Consider the following 17,912-nt stretch of genomic DNA (forward strand, 5'->3'; position numbering starts at 1 on the left):
GGGCGAAAGTGGGCCCGGATCGCAAAGATTTTCCAATACGAGACGGTCTCGTATCGTAAGTCGCCTAGTCTGGGCGGCATGGCAAGCCCATCCAGCGCCCAGGGCGTCCCGGCCGGGTCCGGCGTCCCCGAGGCGATCCACCGCAGACGCTGGGCGATCCTCGTCGTCCTGATGTTCAGCGTGCTGGTCGTCGTCCTCGACAACTCGATACTCAACGTGGCGATGAAGACCATCGCCTCGCCGAAGCCCACCGGGCTCGGCGCCACCCAGAGCCAGCTCGAGTGGGCGATCAACTCCTACACGCTGGTCTTCGCCGGGCTGCTGTTCACCGCGGGGATCCTCGGCGACCGGATCGGCCGTAAGAAGGTCCTGCTCGGCGGGATGGCGGTGTTCGGCATGGGCTCGGTGTTCGCCGCCTTCTCCGGATCGCCCGGTGAACTCATCGGCTTCCGGGCGCTCATGGGGCTTGGCGCCGCGTTCGTGATGCCCGCGACCCTCGCCATCCTGGTCAATGTCTTCGAACGCGAGGAGCAGGCCAAGGCGATCGGCATCTGGGTCGCCGCCGTGGGGCTGGCCATCGCCATCGGCCCGATCACCGGTGGACTGCTGCTCGAGCACTTCTGGTGGGGTTCGGTCTTCTTCGTCAATGTGCCGATCGTGATCGTCGGACTGATCGCGATGGTGGTGCTCGTCCCCGACTCCAGGGACCCCGCGCCCGGCCGGGTGGACCCGCTGGGCGTGCTGCTGTCCGTCGTCGGGCTCGTCCTGCTGGTCTACGGCATCATCAAGGGCGGCCAGCTCGCCGACTTCACCGACGCCCAGGTGCTGGGTTCGATCGCCGCCGGGCTCGCCGTCCTGGCCCTGTTCGTGGTGCACGAGAAGCGCAGCGACCACCCGGCCATCGATATCGGCTACTTCCGCAACCCCGCCTTCTCCGCCGCCATCGCCGCCGTCGCCCTGGTCTTCTTCGCCCTCATGGGCGTGACCTTCTTCATGGTCTTCTACACCCAGAGCGTGCGCGGCTACAGCGCCCTCGAATCCGGGCTGCTGATCCTGCCGCTGGCCGTGGCGCAGCTGATCTTCGCCCCGCGCGCCCGGCTGGTCGTCGAGCGGTTCGGCGCCCGCGCGGTGTGCACCTGCGGGATGCTGCTGGTGGCCGCCACCATGTCGGGATTCCTGCTGCTGGGCGTGGACACCCCGATCGTCGTGCTCGAGGTGCTGTTCTTCGCCCAGGGCACCGGAATGGCACATATCATGCCGCCGGTGACCACCGGGATCATGCAGGCGCTGCCGCGCCAGAAGGCCGGCTCCGGCTCTGCCCTCAACAACACCTTCCGGCAGGTCGGCGGCGCGCTCGGGGTCGCGGTGCTGGGCTCGGTGCTCTCCACCGCCTACCGCGACCGGATCCGGGACACCCTGGCCGCCGTGCCCGGACTGCCCGCATCCGTGCAGCGCTCGGCGGGCGAGTCCGTCGAGGCCACCATGGGGGTCGCCGAGAAGCTCGGGCCCAGGGGCCAGGCGCTGGTGGGCCCGGCCCAGGACGCCTTCGTCCACGCCATGCACATCACCGCCCTCGGCTCCGCAGGCGTCGCCGTCCTCGGCGCGCTGGTCGTGCTGGCCTTCCTGCCCGGCAAGGAAGGTTCCGGCCGGGCCCCCGACGACGGGCGGCCGCATTCGCGGGAGGAGGCGTCGGCCGACCGATGACCGCACCGGAGAGCTCCGCGCCCAGGCTCCGCGGCCGCCCTCGTAGCCCCGCCACCGACGCCGCGATCATCGAGGCCGCGCTGCGGCTGCTGGAGGAGGGCGCCTCGGTCGGCGGGCTGTCGATCGAGGGGATCGCCCGCGAGGCGGGGGTCGGCAAGGCCACCGTCTACCGCCGCTGGCCCGGTAAGGACGCGCTGATGCTCGATGTGCTGCGCTCCCTGGAGGAGCCCAGCCCCGAGCCGTCCGGGGTCTCGGTGCGCGACGACCTCGTCGCCATCCTGGAGTTCATGCGCCGGCGCGGGCTCGCCAAGCGCAACTCCGCCCTGCTGCGCAGCGTCATCACCCAGATGCACGCGCACAAGGAGCTGTGGCGGGCCTACGACGAGAACGTCATAGCGGCCCGCCGCGCGAGCCTGCGCGCCGTGCTGCGGCGGGGCCGGGAGAGCGGTGAGATCCGCGCCGATGTGGATCTGGAGCTGCTCGCCGACCTCTTCACCGGCCCGATGCTCGCCCGCGCCATGCTCCACGAGTGGAAGGAGCTGCCGGAGGGGCTGGCCGAACGGATCGTCGACACGGTCCTCGAAGGGGTCTCCCCACGCCGTTGAGGACCGCTGAGCGGTTTGTGCCCGTTGTGTCACAACACCCCCTCCCGGGCCGGGATGTGGAACTCGGGGCCGTCGTCCCATCGTCCCCGGACAGGGAGCACCCCAACCGGGGGCGTCGGGAAAAGCCCTGGTCATCACCTAGGGTCGTAGTCCAAGGCGCGGCAGTTGAGGCAGTGAGGGACAGCGAATGACGCAGGCGCACACGCAGGAGACGGGACAGCTCGGGGACGCGCCCCAGCGATCGGGCTCCCGGATCGGCCGCCTGTTCGACCGGCTCCGGAACGATCCCGGCATCTGGCGGCGCGGACTGGTGCTGGCGGCGATCGCGGTCCTGCTCGCCCTGGTCATGATCTTCCACGCCGACATCCCCAACCGGGTGGGCAACCTCGGCTCGCTGCTGGAGACGTTCCTGCCGTGGCTGGGCCTGTTCCTTCCGGTGCTGCTGGTGCTCGGTCTGGTGCGGCGGTCGGCCAGCGCCGTGCTGGCGCTGGTGCTGCCCGTCGCCGTCTGGCTGAACCTCTTCGGCGGACTGATGTTCTCCGACAAGTCCGGCAGCGGCGGTGAGCTGACCGTCGTCACCCACAACGTCAACGCGGAGAACGCCGATCCGACCGGCACCGCGAAGGACGTGGCCGCCTCGGGCGCCGATGTGGTGGCCCTGGAGGAGCTGACGGACTCGGCCGTGCCGACGTACGAGCGGGCCCTGGCCGGCACCTACCGCTACCACACCGTGCAGGGCACGGTGGGGCTGTGGAGCAAGTACCCGCTGTCCGGCACCAAGCCGGTGGACATCAAGCTGGGCTGGACGCGGGCGCTGCGCACCGCCGTCGCCACCCCGCGCGGTGAGGTCGGCGTCTATGTGGCCCATCTGCCCTCGGTCCGCGTGAAGTTCAACGCGGGCTTCACCGCCGGGCAGCGCGACGACAGCGCCGAGGCGCTGGGCCAGGCCATCGCCCGGGAGCCGCTGAACAAGGTGATCCTGCTCGGCGATCTGAACGGCACGATGAACGACCGCGCGCTCGCCCCCGTCACCGCGCAGATGCGGTCCGCCCAGGGCGCGGCGGGCGACGGCTTCGGCTTCAGCTGGCCCGCCTCGTTCCCGATGGCGCGGATCGACCAGATCATGGTGCGGGGGCTGGACCCGGTCTCGGCGTGGGCGCTGCCCAGGACCGGCAGCGATCACCTTCCGCTGGCGGCGTCGGTCGACTACTGAGCCTGGGCCGCTTGGGGGGTCTGCTGAGCTGAGCCTGTGCTGCTCGGGGCCGTCTGCTGAGCTGGGCCTGTGCCGTTTGGGGCCGTCTGTTGATCCTGTGCTGCTTGGGGGGTCTGCTGTGCCTGTGCTGCTCGGGGCCGCCGGGTGACACAGCTCACGGGGCGCCCGGCGAGATCTTACGTGCCGTTCATCTTGGAGATCTCCTCGGGAACATTCTGCGTGAGAGACTTTGTTCAGCTAGAGAACATATGCATCCCCGCACGTTTCTCCTTCGTTTGAAAGGTCTCTCATGCCCCTGGCCCTGCTCGCCCTTGCTGTGAGCGCCTTCGGCATTGGTACTACCGAATTCGTGATGATGGGCCTGCTGCCCAATGTCGCGGATGATCTGGACACCTCGGTGCCCACGGCCGGATACCTCGTCTCCGCCTACGCCATCGGGGTCGTGGTGGGTGCTCCGCTGCTGACCGCCCTCGGCTCTCGTATCCCGCGCAAGCGGATGCTCGTGTTGCTCATGGCGCTCTTCACGGTCGGCAACCTCGCCTCCGCCCTCGCCCCCAACTTCGGGCTGCTGATCGCGGGCCGGGTGCTCGCCGGGCTGCCCCACGGCGCGTTCTTCGGCGTCGGCGCGGTGGTCGCCGCGCGGCTGGTGACCGAGGACCGGAGGGCCCGCGCGGTCGCCACCATGTTCCTCGGGCTGACCATCGCCAACATCGTCGGCGTCCCCGTGGCCACCCTGCTCGGCCAGAACCTCGGCTGGCGCGCGACCTTCCTGGTCGTCGCCGCGATCGGCGTGGTCGCCATGGCCGCGCTCGCCCGGCTCGTTCCGCGGATCTCCCCCGAGCAGCACGGCGGGCTGCGCCAGGAGCTCGGCGCGCTGCGCGACCGCCAGGTGCTGCTGGGGCTGCTCACCGCCGTCTTCGGCTTCGCCGGTGTCTTCGCCGTCTACAGCTACCTCGCCTCGATGATGACCGAGGTCACCGGGTTCGGGGAGTCGACGGTCACCCTGGTGCTGGCGCTGTTCGGCATCGGCATGACGCTGGGCGCCCTGGTCGCCGGTCCGCTCACCGACCGGGCGCTGCGGCCGACGCTCTACGGCTCGCTGGCCGCGCTGGCCGCCGTGCTCGTGGCCTTCGACTTCACCGTGCATGTGAAGTGGGCGGCGCTGCTGTCGGTCGTGGTGCTGGGCGCGGTCGGCTTCATGACCACGACCCCGCTCCAGATGCTGGTGATGAACAAGGCCCAGCACGCCCCGACGCTGGCCTCCGCCTCCAACCACTCCGCGTTCAACCTGGCCAACGCCGGTGGCGCGTGGCTCGGCGGCGTCGCCATCGCGGCGGGCTGGGGCTGGACCTCCCCGACGCTGGTCGGGGCGGTGCTCGCGGTGATCGGTCTCGCAGTCGCGCTGATCGCGGGGCTGACGGATCGGGGGCCGGCGGGTGGCTCGCGGGTTGTTGCGAGTAGTGAGTCGCTGCCGCAAATGTCTGAGGTGGGCTGAGCTCAGCGCTCCGTTGGAGTGGGAGGCGTGCGGCGGGCGCTGTTCCCCTCCCCGCCCCTTCCCGAAACCGGGGCTCCGCCCCGGCCCCCGAGTCCAGGCGCGAAGCCCCACCATGCCGCTCCGCCACGGCCAGGGGCCCCCGCCCCCGGGACCCCGGGGTCGGGGCCCCGGTTTCGAGTTTGGGGCGGGGAGGGGAAAGATCCGCCGCACCTCCGTAAGCGCCGCTGTCTGAGGCGCCGTCGATCGTCCGTGGCACCGTCGTGGCTGGTCGCGCCCACGCGGCGGAGCGGCGGAGCGGCGGAGCCGCGTATCAACACAGCCCCGCGTCCCCTTCAGCGCGCTCCCGGACCCTTCTCGCTTGACTTTGACATCGATGTGAGGCTTTAGCGTCCCCGTCATCAGCCGTGAAACGTAAGGACACACCTGATGACCAGCACCTCACCCCTGGCCCGCATCGTCCGGGGCACCGGCCCCGGACTGCTGCTCGCCCATGGCGGGACCGGCTCCATCGAGGGGAACTACGGCCCGATCCTGGACGGTCTCGCCGAGCGTCACCGCGTGGTCGGCCCCGACTATCCCGGCTCCGGCCGCACCCCGCGCGCGAGCGGGCCGCTGGACCTCGACACCCTCGCCGATCAGCTGGTGGCCACGGCCGTCGAGGAGGGCCTGGACACCTTCGCCATCGCCGGATACTCCCTCGGCGGGCCGGTCGCCCTGCGTGCCGCCACCCGCCATCCGCAGCGGGTCACCGCGCTGGTGCTGACCGCGACCTTCGCCCATCCCAGCGCCCGGATGCGGCTCCTGGTGGACGACTGGCTGCGCCATCTCCGTTCGGGCGACCAGGAGGCGACCGCCCGCTGGACGGCGCTCATCGGCGCGGGCGCGCCCTATCTGGACCGGATGACGCCCGAGCAGCTCGCCACGGTGATCGAGGGCGCCCGCGTCTCGGTGCCGCCCGGCGCGATCGACCAGGTCGAACTGGTCGGCCGGATCGACGTTCGCGAGGATTTGGGCCGGATCCGGGTGCCCACCCTGGTGATTTCCACGACGCTGGACGCGATGGCCACGCCGTACCACCACCGTCAGGTGGCGGACGCGATCCCCGGGGCGCGCCTCGCCGAGCTGGCGTCCGGCCATCTGCCGTTCGCGGAGGCGCCGGATGCGTGGCTGGGCCTGATCAGGGCGTTCCTGGACGCCCAGGGGGCGGGGGCGCGGTCATAGGGCGCCGTGCGTAACGCCGCCCAAGAGGCTCAGACGGGCCAGGAGCCTCAGACCTGTTCCCGCCAGCGGTTCGTGATCGGCAGTCGGCGGTCCTTGCCGAAGCCCTTCGCGGAGATCTTCGTGCCCGGCGGGTACTGCCGGCGCTTGTACTCGGCGGTGTCCACCAGCCGCAGGATCCGGGTCACCAGCGCGTCGTCGTATCCCGCCGCCACGATCTCGGTACGCCCCTGGTCACGGTCGACATACAGCTCCAGGATCCGGTCGAGGACGTCGTAGTCGGGGAGCGAGTCGGTGTCGACCTGGCCGGGGCGCAGCTCGGCGCTCGGCGGCTTGGTGATCGAGTTCTCGGGGATGGGCGGGGTCTGGCCCCGCTCTTCCGCCGCACGGTTACGCCATTTCGACAGGCGGAAGACGGAGGTCTTGTAGAGGTCCTTGATCGGGCCGTACGCACCGACCGAGTCCCCATAGAGCGTGGAGTAGCCGCAGGCCAGCTCGGACTTGTTGCCCGGGGCGAGGACGATGTGGCCCTCCTGGTTGGAGATCGCCATGAGCATCGTGCCGCGCAGCCGCGACTGAAGGTTCTCCTCGGCCAGCCCGATGAGGCCCAGGGAGCCCATATAGGCGTCGAACATCGGGGCGATCGGGACGGTGCGGAAGTTCAGCCCGGTGCGCCGCGCCAGCTCGGCCGCGTCGTCGACCGAGTGCTCGGAGGAGTAGCGCGAGGGCATCGCGACGCCGTACACGTTCTGCGCGCCGACCGCGTCACAGGCGATGGCGGCGACGAGCGAGGAGTCGATCCCGCCGGAGAGCCCGATCAGCACACTGCGGAAGCCGTTCTTCGCCACATAGGCCCGCAGCCCCACGACCAGCGCCGTGTAGATCTCCTCGTCGTCCCCGAGCCGCTCGGCCTCGCCGCCCGCGAGCTCCGGCTCATAGCGGGGCAGCGGGTCGGCGGAGAGGATGACATGGTCGATGCGGAGCCCGTCGTCCACGACCCCCTCGGGGACCGAGCCCGGGTCGGCGGCGGGCAGATCGAGGTCGAGCAGCACACAGCCCTCGGCGAACTGCGGGGCCCGCGCGATGACTTCGCCGTCCCGGTCCACGACGATCGAGTCGCCGTCGAAGACCAGCTCGTCCTGGCCGCCGATCATGGCCAGGTACGCGGTGGTGCAGCCCGCCTCCTGGGCCCGCTTGCGCACCAGGTCCAGCCGGGTGTCGTCCTTCTCCCGCTCGTACGGCGAGGCGTTGATCGACAGCAGCAGCCCGGCCCCCGCGGAGCAGCTGGCCGGCACCCGGCCGCCGTCCTGCCACAGGTCCTCGCAGATGGCGAGCGCGACGTCGACGCCGTGGACGCGGACCATGGGCAGGGTGTCGCCGGGCACGAAGTAGCGGAACTCGTCGAAGACGCCGTAGTTCGGCAGATGGTGCTTGGCGAAGGTCAGGACGACCGCGCCCCGGTGCAGCACGGCGCCCGCGTTCTGCGGCGACCCGGCCGGCTGGCCGTAGCGCCGGGCGCGCTCGCTGCGGTCGAGGTAGCCGACGACCACCGGCACCTCGCCCAGCCCCTCGGCGTTCAGCCGCTCGGCGAGCGAGTGCAGCGCGGCGCGCGAGGCCTCGACGAAGGACGAGCGCAGCGCCAGGTCCTCGACGGGGTAGCCGGTCAGCACCATCTCGGGGAACGCCACCAGATGGGCGCCCTGCTCGGCGGAGTGCCGGGTCCAGTGGAGTATCGATTCGGTGTTGCCGTCGAGGTCGCCGACGGTCGAGTCGATCTGGTTCAGAGCGAGGCGAAGTTGAGGCACGCGCCCAGTGTAATCGTCTGTCTGACGCGATAGCCGGGGGTGTCTCCCTTCTCACGCCGGACCAACCGTGTCCGGTCTCACGCCGGGCCCACCGTGTCCGGTCTGACGCCGGACCAACCGTGCCCGGCCCCTTCGCCTCCGGGGCCCGGGCCTTGCCCGCCGCGAGCGGCTACTTCTGGTAACCGAGGATGGTCATCATCCCGGACTCCGAGTGGTAGACGTTGTGGCAGTGGACCATCCACAGCCCCGGGTTGTCGGCGTCGAGGTCCACGTTCACCTTGTGGTGCGGCAGCAGGACCGTGGTGTCCTTACGGGGGCCGCCGTCCGGCAGCGCGAAGGTGTGGCCGTGCAGATGGACCGGATGCCACATGTCGGTGCCGTTGATGAACGAGATCCGCACCCGCTCACCCTCCCGCACCGGATAGCGCTGCGAGGGGTCGTACGGCCGGCCGTTGATCGCCCAGTCCCAGCGCCGCATCGAGCCGGTGAGCCGCATCCGGATGATGCGGTCGGGCTCCTTGGGCGTCAGCCGGACGTCCTCCGCCGCCTTCAGCCGGTCCGCGGTGAGCAGCTCGCCGTCCAGCTCCTTGGGGCGCGGGAACTTCACCGGGTTCTTGCCACGGGTGCGCAGCACCGCCATCGCGGACCGCCCCTTGCCCTCGGCGATCACGGCGAGCGGGAAGACCCCGTCCTTGACGGTGACCAGCACGTCGTAGCGCTCGCCCATCCCCAGCAGCAGCGCGTCCGTCTTGGCCGGTACGACGGGGTAGCCGTCGGTGTGGGTGACGGTCATCCGGTGGCCGCCGAGGGCGACGCGGAAGGCGGTGTCGCCGCCCGCGTTGATGATGCGGATACGGACCCGGTCGCCGCGCTTGGCGCGGAAGACCTGCGGGGACTCGGGGCTGCGGCCGTTGACCAGGTAGTAGGGGTAGGTGACATCGCCCGCGTGGCCGCCCAGCAGGCGGCTCTCCATGGGCGCGGCCTTCTTCCGCGCCGTGGACCGGGTCCGGTCGCGCTTGGAGGTGCCCGTGGCGGTGCCTTTGGCGGTGGCCTTGGCTGTCGCCGTGGCGCTGGCCCTGGCTGTCGCCGTGGCCTTGGTGGTGGCCTTGGCCCCGCGCTTGCCGTCGCCTGCCGTGGAGCCATCGCCCATCGCGCCGTCGTCCATCGAGCCATGGCCCATCGAGCCATGGCCCATCGCATGGCCGCCCGCGCCGCCCTTGCCCGCGTTCAGCCGCTCGAACTCCTTGTCCGGGGTGCGGCCGCCCACCCCGTCGAGCCAGTCGTCCAGGACGACGACCCACTCCTTGTCGTACGTCAGCGGCTCCTTCGGGTCCTCCACGATCAGCGGTGCGTAAAGCCCCCGGTCCAGCTGGACGACCGAGTGCGGATGGATCCAGTACGTGCCCGGGTAGACCGCGGTGAAGCGGTAGTCGAAGGCGGCGCCGGTCTTGATCGGCCGCTGGGTCACCCCGGGGACGCCGTCCATGTCGTTGCGCAGCCGGACGCCGTGCCAGTGCAGCGTGGTGGGCTGCGGCAGGTTGTTGGCGAGGGTGAGCGCGATCGTGTCGCCCGCCGTCACCCGGATCTCCCGGCCCGGCACCTGGTCCTCGTACGCCCATGACGTCACCTTGCGGGCGCCGATGTCCAGGGTGGTCGCGGTGGCGGTGAGCCGGAAGGCGCGTACCGGGCCGGGGCCCCGCCGCCGCTCGGTCGCGGCGACCTCCGGGCCGTGGGGGGAGACGTACTGCGCCGGGGTGTCGTCCGCGGGCGCGCCGGGCCTGGCGGGGGCGCCCATCGCGTTGCCGTCCACGCCGTCGGGGCCTCCGGCGCGGGGGCGGGGGCCGGGGGAGCCGCAGGCGGGGAGCAGACCGCTGCCCGCGGCGGCGATGCCCGTGCCTAGCACGGCACGGCGAGTCTTTTCGTGCATGAGTCAGTACCCCATTGGTGATGTGTGCCGGATGCGTGAGGGTCGGCGCGTCCACCGCCTCGCCGGGAGGGCGGGCGATGGACGCGCCGCTCTATGCGCCGCATCAGCGATCGGCTCTGGGGTGAGGGGCCTCGGTGCATCGCCGCCTCCATCTGACCGTTCAGATCATCATCCGACGGTTTGATCATCGTGATAATCGGCACCCTACCCCCAAGGGGTATGGACCCCCGGCAGGCGCCACGCAGGGGGCAGAACGGTCGGGTCCGGGACCGGCCGGGTGAAAGTACGATGCACCCATCGTGGTGAGGTGAGGGGAGGCCGGGGCGACCGGACGAAACCTCCGTGAAATCCCGCCGCGTGATACTGGGGATGCGGAAGGTGCCCCGCGCCCGCGCAAAGAGCCGTTTGACCTGCAAGGATTGGGGACCATGGATAAGCAGCAGGAGTTCGTGCTCCGCACGCTCGAAGAGCGCGACATCCGGTTCGTACGGCTCTGGTTCACCGATGTGCTCGGCTTCCTGAAGTCCGTGGCCGTCGCGCCGGCCGAGCTCGAGGGCGCCTTCGACGAGGGCATCGGATTCGACGGCTCCGCGATCGAGGGCTTCGCCCGGGTCTACGAGTCCGACATGATCGCCAAGCCGGACCCGGGGACGTTCCAGATCCTGCCCTGGCGCGCCGAGGCCCCCGGGACCGCTCGGATGTTCTGCGACATCCTGATGCCGGACGGCTCCCCGTCCTTCGCCGACCCCCGCTTCGTCCTCAAGCGCATCCTCGCCAAGACCTCCGACCTCGGGTTCACCTTCTACACCCACCCCGAGATCGAGTTCTTCCTGCTCAACCAGAAGCCGGTGGACGGCACCCGCCCGGTGCCCGCCGACTCCTCGGGCTACTTCGACCACACCCCGCAGAACATCGGCATGGACTTCCGCCGCCAGGCGATCACCATGCTCGAATCGATGGGCATCTCGGTCGAGTTCTCCCACCACGAGGGCGCCCCCGGCCAGCAGGAGATCGATCTGCGCTACGCCGACGCGCTCTCCACGGCCGACAACATCATGACGTTCCGCCTGGTCATGAAGCAGGTCGCACTGGAGCAGGGCGTGCAGGCCACCTTCATGCCCAAGCCGTTCTCGGAGTTCCCCGGCTCGGGCATGCACACCCACCTCTCCCTCTTCGAGGGCGACCGCAACGCCTTCTACGAGTCCGGCGCCGAGTTCCAGCTCTCCAAGGTGGGCCGCTCCTTCATCGCGGGGCTGCTGCGCCACGCCGGGGAGATCTCCGCCGTCACCAACCAGTGGGTCAACTCCTACAAGCGCATCTGGGGCGGCTCCAAGCGCACCGCCGGCGCGGGCGGCGAGGCCCCCTCCTACATCTGCTGGGGCCACAACAACCGCTCCGCCCTCGTCCGCGTCCCCCTCTACAAGCCCGGCAAGACCGGCTCCACCCGCGTCGAGGTCCGCTCCCTGGACACCGGCGCCAACCCCTACCTGGCCTACGCGGTCCTCCTCGCCGCCGGCCTCAAGGGCATCGAGGGCGGCTACGAACTCCCGGCCGGCGCCGACGACGACGTCTGGGCCCTCTCCGACGCCGAACGCCGCTCCCTCGGCATCGAGCCCCTCCCGCAGAACCTGGGCGAGGCGATCGACCTCATGGAGCGCAGCGAACTGGTCGCCGAGACGCTCGGGGAGCATGTCTTCGACTTCTTTCTGCGCAACAAGAAGCAGGAGTGGGAGGAGTACCGCTCCGAGGTGACCCCGTTCGAGCTGCGGAAGAACCTGCCGGTGCTGTAAGCGCAGGTCAGACCGGCGTTCTCGGCGTACCGCCGGCCCGGCACAAGAGGACCCGGACGGACCGTGCGGGTCCTCTTTCATCGGCGTTCGCACATACGCGCTATGCCGTCCTCTGCAGGTTCGGTTCTTCCCACCTCGGGGTCGCTTAGGCTCGTCAGCGGCGCCTTTGATCACGGGTGTGCTGGTGGTCGAGCGGCGCGGAGTCGACCAGGGACGGGAGGCGGCGGGATGGCCGTACCGCAGGGACGCAGGAGCAGCAATATCACCCGGCTGCTGCGGCACGGTTTCACCGACGCCTCGGCCGCGCAGCGGCTGCTGGACGCGTCCGAGCTGGCCTCGGTACGGGACGACTCCGTATTGCTGGAGGCGCTCGGCGCGACCGCCGACCCCGATCTGGCGCTGCTCGGGCTCGTCCGGCTCGTCGAGGCGCTGCCCGAGGAGGACGCGGAGGAGAAGGAGGACGGCGGGCAGCGGGCCGGGTCCCGGCAGGCGCTGCTGGACACCCTCGTCACCGCCAAACCGCTGCGCGACCGGCTGCTCGGGGTGCTCGGCGCCTCCGAGGCGCTGGGCGACCACCTCGCCCGTCACCCGGGCGACTGGCACGCCCTGGTGACCTACGAGTCGGCCGATCTGCACCCGGCCACCCCCGAGTTCGAGCGGGCCCTGGCCGAGGGGGTCTGGGGCGCGCCCGGGGCGGGGATGCCCCGGCCCGACGCGCTGCGCGTCGCCTACCGCCGGGCGCTGCTGGCCATCGCCGCCCGCGATGTGTGCGGCACCACCGACATCACCCAGACGGCCGCCGAGCTGGCCGACCTGGCGACCGCCACGGTGCGGGCCGCGCTGGAGATCGCGGCCGAGGAACAGCCGCAGGACGCCGCCGCCTGCCGGCTGGCCGTGATCGGCATGGGCAAATGCGGCGGCCGCGAGCTCAATTACGTCTCCGACGTGGACGTGATCTTCGTGGCGGAGGCCGTCGAGGGCGTTGAGGAGGGCGAGGCGGTACGGGCCGCCACCCGGCTCGCCTCGCGGCTGATGCGCGTCTGCTCCGACGTCACCGTCGAGGGCACCATCTGGCCCGTCGACGCCAACCTCCGCCCCGAGGGGCGCAACGGCCCGCTGGTGCGCACCCTCTCCAGCCATCTGGCGTACTACCAGCGCTGGGCCAAGACCTGGGAGTTCCAGGCGCTGCTGAAGGCACGTCCCATGGCGGGCGACGCCGCGCTCGGCCAGGCGTACGTGGACGCCCTCGCGCCCATGGTCTGGCAGGCCGTCGAGCGCGAGAACTTCATCCCCGACGTCCAGCAGATGCGCCGCCGCGTGGTCGAGAACATCCCCGTGTCCGAGGTCGACCGCGAGCTCAAGCTGGGCCCCGGCGGCCTGCGCGACGTCGAGTTCGCCGTCCAGCTGCTCCAGTTGGTGCACGGACGGTCCGACGACTCGCTGCGCAGCGGTACGACGCTGGACGCGCTCGCCGCCCTGGCCGCCGGCGGCTATGTGGGGCGCACCGACGCCGCCGCGCTGGACGACGCGTACCGCTTTCTGCGCACCATGGAGCACCGACTCCAGCTCTACCGGCTGCGCCGCACCCATCTGATGCCCGAGGGCGAGGCCGACCAGCGCCGCCTCGGCCGGTCGCTGGGGTTCCGCACCGAGCCGGTGACCGAGCTGGGCACCGCCTGGCGGCGGCACGCCCGCGAGGTGCGGCGGCTGCACGAGAAGCTCTTCTACCGGCCGCTGCTGGACGCCGTCGCCCAGCTCCAGCCCGGTGAGATCCGGCTCAGCTCCGAGGCGGCCGGTCAGCGGCTCACCGCCCTGGGGTACGCGGACCCGGCCGATGCGCTGCGCCACCTGGAGGCCCTGGCGTCCGGGGTGACCCGTAAGGCGGCGATCCAGCGGACGTTGCTGCCCGTGCTGCTGGGCTGGTTCGCCGACTCCGCCGACCCGGACGCCGGGCTGCTGGGATTCCGCAAGGTCTCGGACGCGCTGGGCAAGACGCCCTGGTACCTGCGGCTGCTGCGCGACGAGGGCGCCGCGGCCGAGAACCTGGCCCGGGTGCTCTCCGCCGGGCGGCTCGCCCCCGACCTGCTGCTGCGCGCCCCCGAGGCGGTCGCCCTGCTCGGCGACCCGGAGGGGCTGCGCCCGCGCGGCCGGGCCCATCTGGAGCAGGAGGTGCTGGCCGCGGTCGGCCGCGCCGACGGCGCCGAGCAGGCGGTCGCGGCGGCGCGCGGGGTGCGGCGGCGCGAGATGTTCCGTACGGCGGCCGCGGACATCATCGAAAGCGCCCGGCTGGCCAACGGCGAGGTGCGCCCGACCGTGAGCTGGCCGCCGTCGGGCGATCAGACGCCGGGCCGGGCCACCGGGGCGGCCGCCCCCGCACCGGCCAAGGGACCCGAGGTGCCCAGCGCCCTGCGGGACTCCGAACCCCATGTGCCGGCCCGGCCCGCCGCCCCCGCCGCCGAACCGCCCGTGGACGACGCGATGCTGATCGACATGGTCGGCGACGCCCTCTCCGATCTGAACGCCGCGACCCTCGCCGGGGCCCTGCGCGCCGCCGTCCGCGACACCTGGGGCGATGAGCTGCCCACCCGCTTCGCCGTCATCGGCGTCGGCCGCTTCGGCGGCCATGAGCTCAGCTACGGCTCGGACGCCGATGTGCTCTTCGTCCACGAGCCGCGCGAGGGCGCCGACGACCAGGAGGCCGCCCGCGCCGCCTTCGCCGTGGCCAACGAGATGCGACGGCTGCTCCAGCTCCCCACCGTGGACCCGCCCCTGCTCATCGACGCCGATCTGCGCCCCGAGGGCAAGTCCGGGCCGCTGGTGCGCACCCTCGCCTCGTACGCCGCCTACTACCGCCGCTGGGCGCTGGTCTGGGAGAGCCAGGCGCTGCTGCGCGCCGAGCCGGTGGCGGGCGACCCCGGGCTCGGCGAGCGGTTCATCGAGCTGATTGACCCGCTGCGGTACCCGGCCGAGGGGCTGGGCGAGGACGCGATCCGCGAGATCCGGCGGCTCAAGGCCCGGATGGAGTCCGAGCGGCTGCCGCGCGGGGCCGACCCCACCACCCACGCCAAGCTGGGCCGCGGCGGTCTCAGCGACGTCGAATGGACCGTCCAGCTGCTCCAGATGCGCCACGGCTGGGCCGAACCCGGACTGCGCACCACCCGCACCCGCGAGGCCCTGGCCGCCGCCCACGCCGCCGAGCTGATCTCCACCGAGGACGCCCAGACCCTCGACGAGGCGTGGATCCTCGCCAGCCGGGTCCGCAACGCCGTCATGCTCGTCCGGGGCCGCCCCGGCGACACCTTCCCGACGGACGTCCGCGAACTGGCCGCCGTGGGCCGCCACTTGGGCTACGGCCCCGGCCACGTCGGCGAGATGCTGGAGGACTACCGCCGCACCACCCGCCGGGCGCGGGCGGTGGTGGAGCGGCTCTTCTACGACTACGAGAGCTGAACCCGCCGCTTTGCCGCCAGGTCAGCCGTCCGAGGGCAGGGTGACGCGCAGCGGGCCGCAGCCGATCCGGTCGGCCTCCGCGGCCACATAGCGGGGGAGGATCGTACGGATGTCCCCGGGGTGGTTGCCGTCCTCCGCCCGGACCAGGAAGGTGACCTGGCCGGTCTGGCACTCGGCCTGGAACAGCCCCATGTCGTCGCGGACGAAACCGTATCCGTCCTGCTCACCGGCCTTTACCCGGCCCTTGGCGCCGTCATGGGACAGCCGGTCGTAGAGCATCGCGAGCCGGGGGTCCCCGATCGTCATCAGCCGCAGCCCGGGGTGGCCGAAGAGCACATCGCGGTCGCAGGTGCGCACCGGGCCGTCGCCCCGGGTCACCACGGCGCCGCCCCTCCCCTCACGTTCGAACGCGGCCGGGACCCGCAGCCCCTTGATGCCGCACATCGCGTCCTTCTTCTCGTCCACGAACCGCGGCGGCCCGGACATCCGGCGGACCGGGTCGGCGATCTCGCCCGTGCACCCTTGGTCGGCCATGTAGTGGTTGACCAGCTTGACCACGGCGCGGGCGAGCGCGTCGCGGGCCTCGGTGTCCACCTCGTCGTCGTAGACGGTCCAGCCGGTCTCCATGTCGATCACGGTGGGGCCGCTGTTGACGTCCAGCCCGCTCGGCCGGCCGATGCAGCCGTCGGGCACCGCGAGCCAGGCCCGGGTGTCCGAGGCCATCCCCAGCAGCCCGTCGCCCAGCGGGGTGAGCCGCGCGGACAGGAACTCATCGGCCCACCGGTCGCCCGCGTCGCCGAACCCGGTGTCCAGCTGGTGCGTCTCGACCGTGATCCGCCGCCCGCGGGGCGACGTCAGTCGGCATGCGCCCGAGGGGCCCTCGGAACCGATGCGATCGGTGGTGATGGGCACCTCGGAGGTCTTGATGTCCCGTTTGCCGTCGAACAGCGCCGCGACGTCGTCCCTGCTGAACGCCCCCCAGCAGGCCCGGTCCTCCGCGAACGGACCCGCCTCGGCCCGCCAGGCCACCCCGGCGCCGCCGAGCAGCGCTCCCACGACGGCTCCGACCACGGCCATGATCACGGCCAGCCGCGGCCGGGAGCGGGCCACGCGCTGCCAGTGCCACCAGGGGCGGCGCCGCTCGTGCAGCGGCACGCGGGTGCTGTCGTCGCTGCTTTCGCCGCTGTTCTCGTTCTCGGAATCGTTCATCGGCTGGAACCCCCGGGTGCGATGGGCGCGCAACCGACGCGTCGCGCCACGGCGTCGGCGAAGGCGGCGAGGTACGGAGTCGTCTCGTGCAGGGAGGGGGCGAGCATCAGCACGGTGAGCGGGCGCCCCGCGCAGTCGGCCCGTACGACCTTGTAGTCGTCGGCGAAAACCCCCGTACCGCGCCAACCGCGCGCCGGTGCCTTGCTGCCCGTGGCCCCGTCGAACAGCGCGGAGAGCCGCGGCTGGGCCACCATCAGGGCGTCGAAGTACCGGCCCTCACCGGCTTGCGTCCGCACCGAACAGGACTGGAGATCCCGGGTGACCGCGCCGACCTGGTACTCCAGGTCGCGGGCCGCCTCCTTGTCGAACTCCAGGCCCCTGATCCGGCAGGCCCGGGTGAAGAAGTCCTCATCGTCCTCGGGCAGTGTGGCCATCGGCGAGACGGCCTCGAGCGGCTTCGCCGGGGCGCAACCCGCCTTCTCCATCGCGCCGTTGGCCGCCGCGACGAGCAGCCGGGCCACCGACTGGGAGCCGCCGAGCCCCGCGTCGCCCGGCAGGGTGGAGTCGCTGTATTCCGACCGCGCCATCGAGTCGAGCGTCACCGCGGTCGGCCGCCCGTCCTCGGTGTCGCATCCCTTGGGCAGCACCAGCAGCGCCTGCCGGCCGTCGGTGGCGCCCGGCAGCCCGTCGGGCAGTGGCATCGCCCGGTCGCCGAGGTAGCCGCCGATCCACTCCATGCGCTCCGCGGCGCCCTCGGGCGCGGGCCCGTAGGTGACCGTGATCTCGGTCTCCTCCACGACCTTGCCGCCGTCGCTGTCCGCGCGCTCGGAGCGGAGCGCCACGGTGCACCGACCGCGCTGGCGCCGTGGTGTCGGCACGGTCTCCTTGGACGTACGGCTGGCGTTGTCCTCGTCCAGCGCGTCGCCGCTCAGGAAGTCCGGCCCGCTGTCCTCTTTCCACGCACCCCAGCAGTAGGTGTCTTTCCCGTCGAACGGCCAGGTGTCCGTGGCCCAGGTCCCGACCCCGGCCGCCACCAGCACCGCGACGGCGCCACCGACCGACACGGCCCGGCGGCGTGCGCCGCCCATCAACTGTTTCATCAATGACCTTCCCCCGTGTGGCCGCCGATCCTACTCAGCGGCTCCGCGCACGACGTGAAGAGGTCATGGCCATTCCGTGGGCGTCAGCGGCTGCTCGCGGCGGGCGGGTGGTCGAGCCGCACGCTGATGGTGACGCGCCCCTCGCCGTCCACCCGAGCGACCGCGTGCCCGGTCCGGTCGGCGCGTTCCGGTGCTGGGGCCGGTGGCGCGGTGCGGGTTTCGTCTCGCGCCTTCGGCGCCATTGAGCATGGGGGCGGGGATGGGGGCGCGGGCCTCGCCGCCGGCCGACGGGCCGGTGGTGGTGGGCCCCGTGGCGGCTACTGCGGTCCTGGGCTGGGGCCCGGCCGGACTGACGGCCTCTGGGTACCCCCTTTCAAAAAACGCTTGATGTGAAGC

Annotated in this window: 11 protein-coding genes; 7 read left to right on the forward strand and 4 right to left on the reverse strand. The window is 71.9% G+C overall.

What is annotated here, in order from left to right; translation table 11 throughout:
- Positions 1 to 78 precede the first annotated feature (78 nt).
- The 5 genes from ACMTAK_RS35495 to ACMTAK_RS35515 all read left to right on the forward strand — a co-directional run bounded on the left by ACMTAK_RS35495 (position 79) and on the right by ACMTAK_RS35515 (position 6,238).
- A complete protein-coding gene (locus ACMTAK_RS35495; RefSeq protein ID WP_413809957.1) occupies positions 79 to 1,704 on the forward strand; it encodes an MFS transporter in 1,626 nt (541 codons plus the stop codon).
- A complete protein-coding gene (locus tag ACMTAK_RS35500; RefSeq protein WP_413809958.1) occupies positions 1,701 to 2,309 on the forward strand; it encodes a TetR/AcrR family transcriptional regulator in 609 nt (202 codons plus the stop codon). The genes ACMTAK_RS35495 and ACMTAK_RS35500 overlap by 4 nt, the downstream gene beginning before the upstream one ends.
- Positions 2,310 to 2,496: 187 nt before the next feature.
- Positions 2,497 to 3,522 (forward strand): endonuclease/exonuclease/phosphatase family protein, encoded by a 1,026-nt coding sequence (locus ACMTAK_RS35505; RefSeq protein ID WP_413809959.1) that lies wholly within the window; start codon positions 2,497 to 2,499, stop codon positions 3,520 to 3,522.
- 289 nt (positions 3,523 to 3,811) lie between these two features.
- A complete protein-coding gene (locus tag ACMTAK_RS35510; RefSeq protein ID WP_413809960.1) occupies positions 3,812 to 5,017 on the forward strand; it encodes an MFS transporter in 1,206 nt (401 codons plus the stop codon).
- 426 nt (positions 5,018 to 5,443) lie between these two features.
- Positions 5,444 to 6,238 (forward strand): alpha/beta fold hydrolase, encoded by a 795-nt coding sequence (locus ACMTAK_RS35515; RefSeq protein ID WP_413809961.1) that lies wholly within the window; start codon positions 5,444 to 5,446, stop codon positions 6,236 to 6,238.
- Between the two features lie 47 nt (positions 6,239 to 6,285).
- Here the strand turns inward: ACMTAK_RS35515 and ACMTAK_RS35520 are convergent, their stop codons facing one another.
- Together ACMTAK_RS35520 and ACMTAK_RS35525 are read right to left on the reverse strand one after the other, a co-directional pair.
- Positions 6,286 to 8,040: an NAD+ synthase gene (locus tag ACMTAK_RS35520; protein WP_413809962.1), complete on the reverse strand. Its 1,755-nt coding sequence runs from the start codon at positions 8,038 to 8,040 to the stop codon at positions 6,286 to 6,288.
- Between the two features lie 169 nt (positions 8,041 to 8,209).
- Positions 8,210 to 9,967 (reverse strand): multicopper oxidase family protein, encoded by a 1,758-nt coding sequence (locus ACMTAK_RS35525; protein ID WP_413809963.1) that lies wholly within the window; start codon positions 9,965 to 9,967, stop codon positions 8,210 to 8,212.
- A gap of 428 nt (positions 9,968 to 10,395) precedes the next feature.
- Here ACMTAK_RS35525 and ACMTAK_RS35530 point away from each other — a divergent pair, with 428 nt between their 5' ends.
- Positions 10,396 to 11,757, forward strand: coding sequence for a glutamine synthetase family protein (locus tag ACMTAK_RS35530; RefSeq protein ID WP_167501255.1), 1,362 nt, complete (start codon positions 10,396 to 10,398; stop codon positions 11,755 to 11,757).
- Positions 11,758 to 11,985: 228 nt separating this feature from the next.
- A complete protein-coding gene (locus ACMTAK_RS35535) occupies positions 11,986 to 15,207 on the forward strand; it encodes a bifunctional [glutamine synthetase] adenylyltransferase/[glutamine synthetase]-adenylyl-L-tyrosine phosphorylase (RefSeq protein WP_413809964.1) in 3,222 nt (1,073 codons plus the stop codon).
- A 21-nt stretch (positions 15,208 to 15,228) separates the two neighbouring features.
- Here ACMTAK_RS35535 and ACMTAK_RS35540 read toward each other — a convergent pair whose 3' ends face one another.
- Together ACMTAK_RS35540 and ACMTAK_RS35545 are read right to left on the reverse strand one after the other, a co-directional pair.
- A complete protein-coding gene (locus ACMTAK_RS35540; RefSeq protein WP_413809965.1) occupies positions 15,229 to 16,416 on the reverse strand; it encodes a hypothetical protein in 1,188 nt (395 codons plus the stop codon).
- Positions 16,413 to 17,516, reverse strand: coding sequence for a hypothetical protein (locus tag ACMTAK_RS35545; protein WP_413809966.1), 1,104 nt, complete (start codon positions 17,514 to 17,516; stop codon positions 16,413 to 16,415). Before ACMTAK_RS35545 ends, ACMTAK_RS35540 begins: the two co-directional genes overlap by 4 nt.
- Positions 17,517 to 17,912 lie beyond the last annotated feature (396 nt).

The organism is Streptomyces lacaronensis (assembly GCF_047337785.1).
Lineage (GTDB): Bacteria > Actinomycetota > Actinomycetes > Streptomycetales > Streptomycetaceae > Streptomyces > Streptomyces lycopersici.

What these genes read in the sequence shown, in the direction of transcription:
- ACMTAK_RS35540 (WP_413809965.1), bottom strand. Translation starts at nt 16,416, where the DNA reads ATGAACGATTCCGAGAACGAGAACAGCGGCGAAAGCAGCGACGACAGC.
- ACMTAK_RS35510 (WP_413809960.1), top strand. Translation starts at nt 3,812, where the DNA reads ATGCCCCTGGCCCTGCTCGCCCTTGCTGTGAGCGCCTTCGGCATTGGT.
- ACMTAK_RS35505 (WP_413809959.1), top strand. Translation starts at nt 2,497, where the DNA reads ATGACGCAGGCGCACACGCAGGAGACGGGACAGCTCGGGGACGCGCCC.
- ACMTAK_RS35525 (WP_413809963.1), bottom strand. Translation starts at nt 9,967, where the DNA reads ATGCACGAAAAGACTCGCCGTGCCGTGCTAGGCACGGGCATCGCCGCC.
- ACMTAK_RS35515 (WP_413809961.1), top strand. Translation starts at nt 5,444, where the DNA reads ATGACCAGCACCTCACCCCTGGCCCGCATCGTCCGGGGCACCGGCCCC.
- ACMTAK_RS35530 (WP_167501255.1), top strand. Translation starts at nt 10,396, where the DNA reads ATGGATAAGCAGCAGGAGTTCGTGCTCCGCACGCTCGAAGAGCGCGAC.
- ACMTAK_RS35500 (WP_413809958.1), top strand. Translation starts at nt 1,701, where the DNA reads ATGACCGCACCGGAGAGCTCCGCGCCCAGGCTCCGCGGCCGCCCTCGT.
- ACMTAK_RS35545 (WP_413809966.1), bottom strand. Translation starts at nt 17,516, where the DNA reads ATGAAACAGTTGATGGGCGGCGCACGCCGCCGGGCCGTGTCGGTCGGT.
- ACMTAK_RS35535 (WP_413809964.1), top strand. Translation starts at nt 11,986, where the DNA reads ATGGCCGTACCGCAGGGACGCAGGAGCAGCAATATCACCCGGCTGCTG.
- ACMTAK_RS35495 (WP_413809957.1), top strand. Translation starts at nt 79, where the DNA reads ATGGCAAGCCCATCCAGCGCCCAGGGCGTCCCGGCCGGGTCCGGCGTC.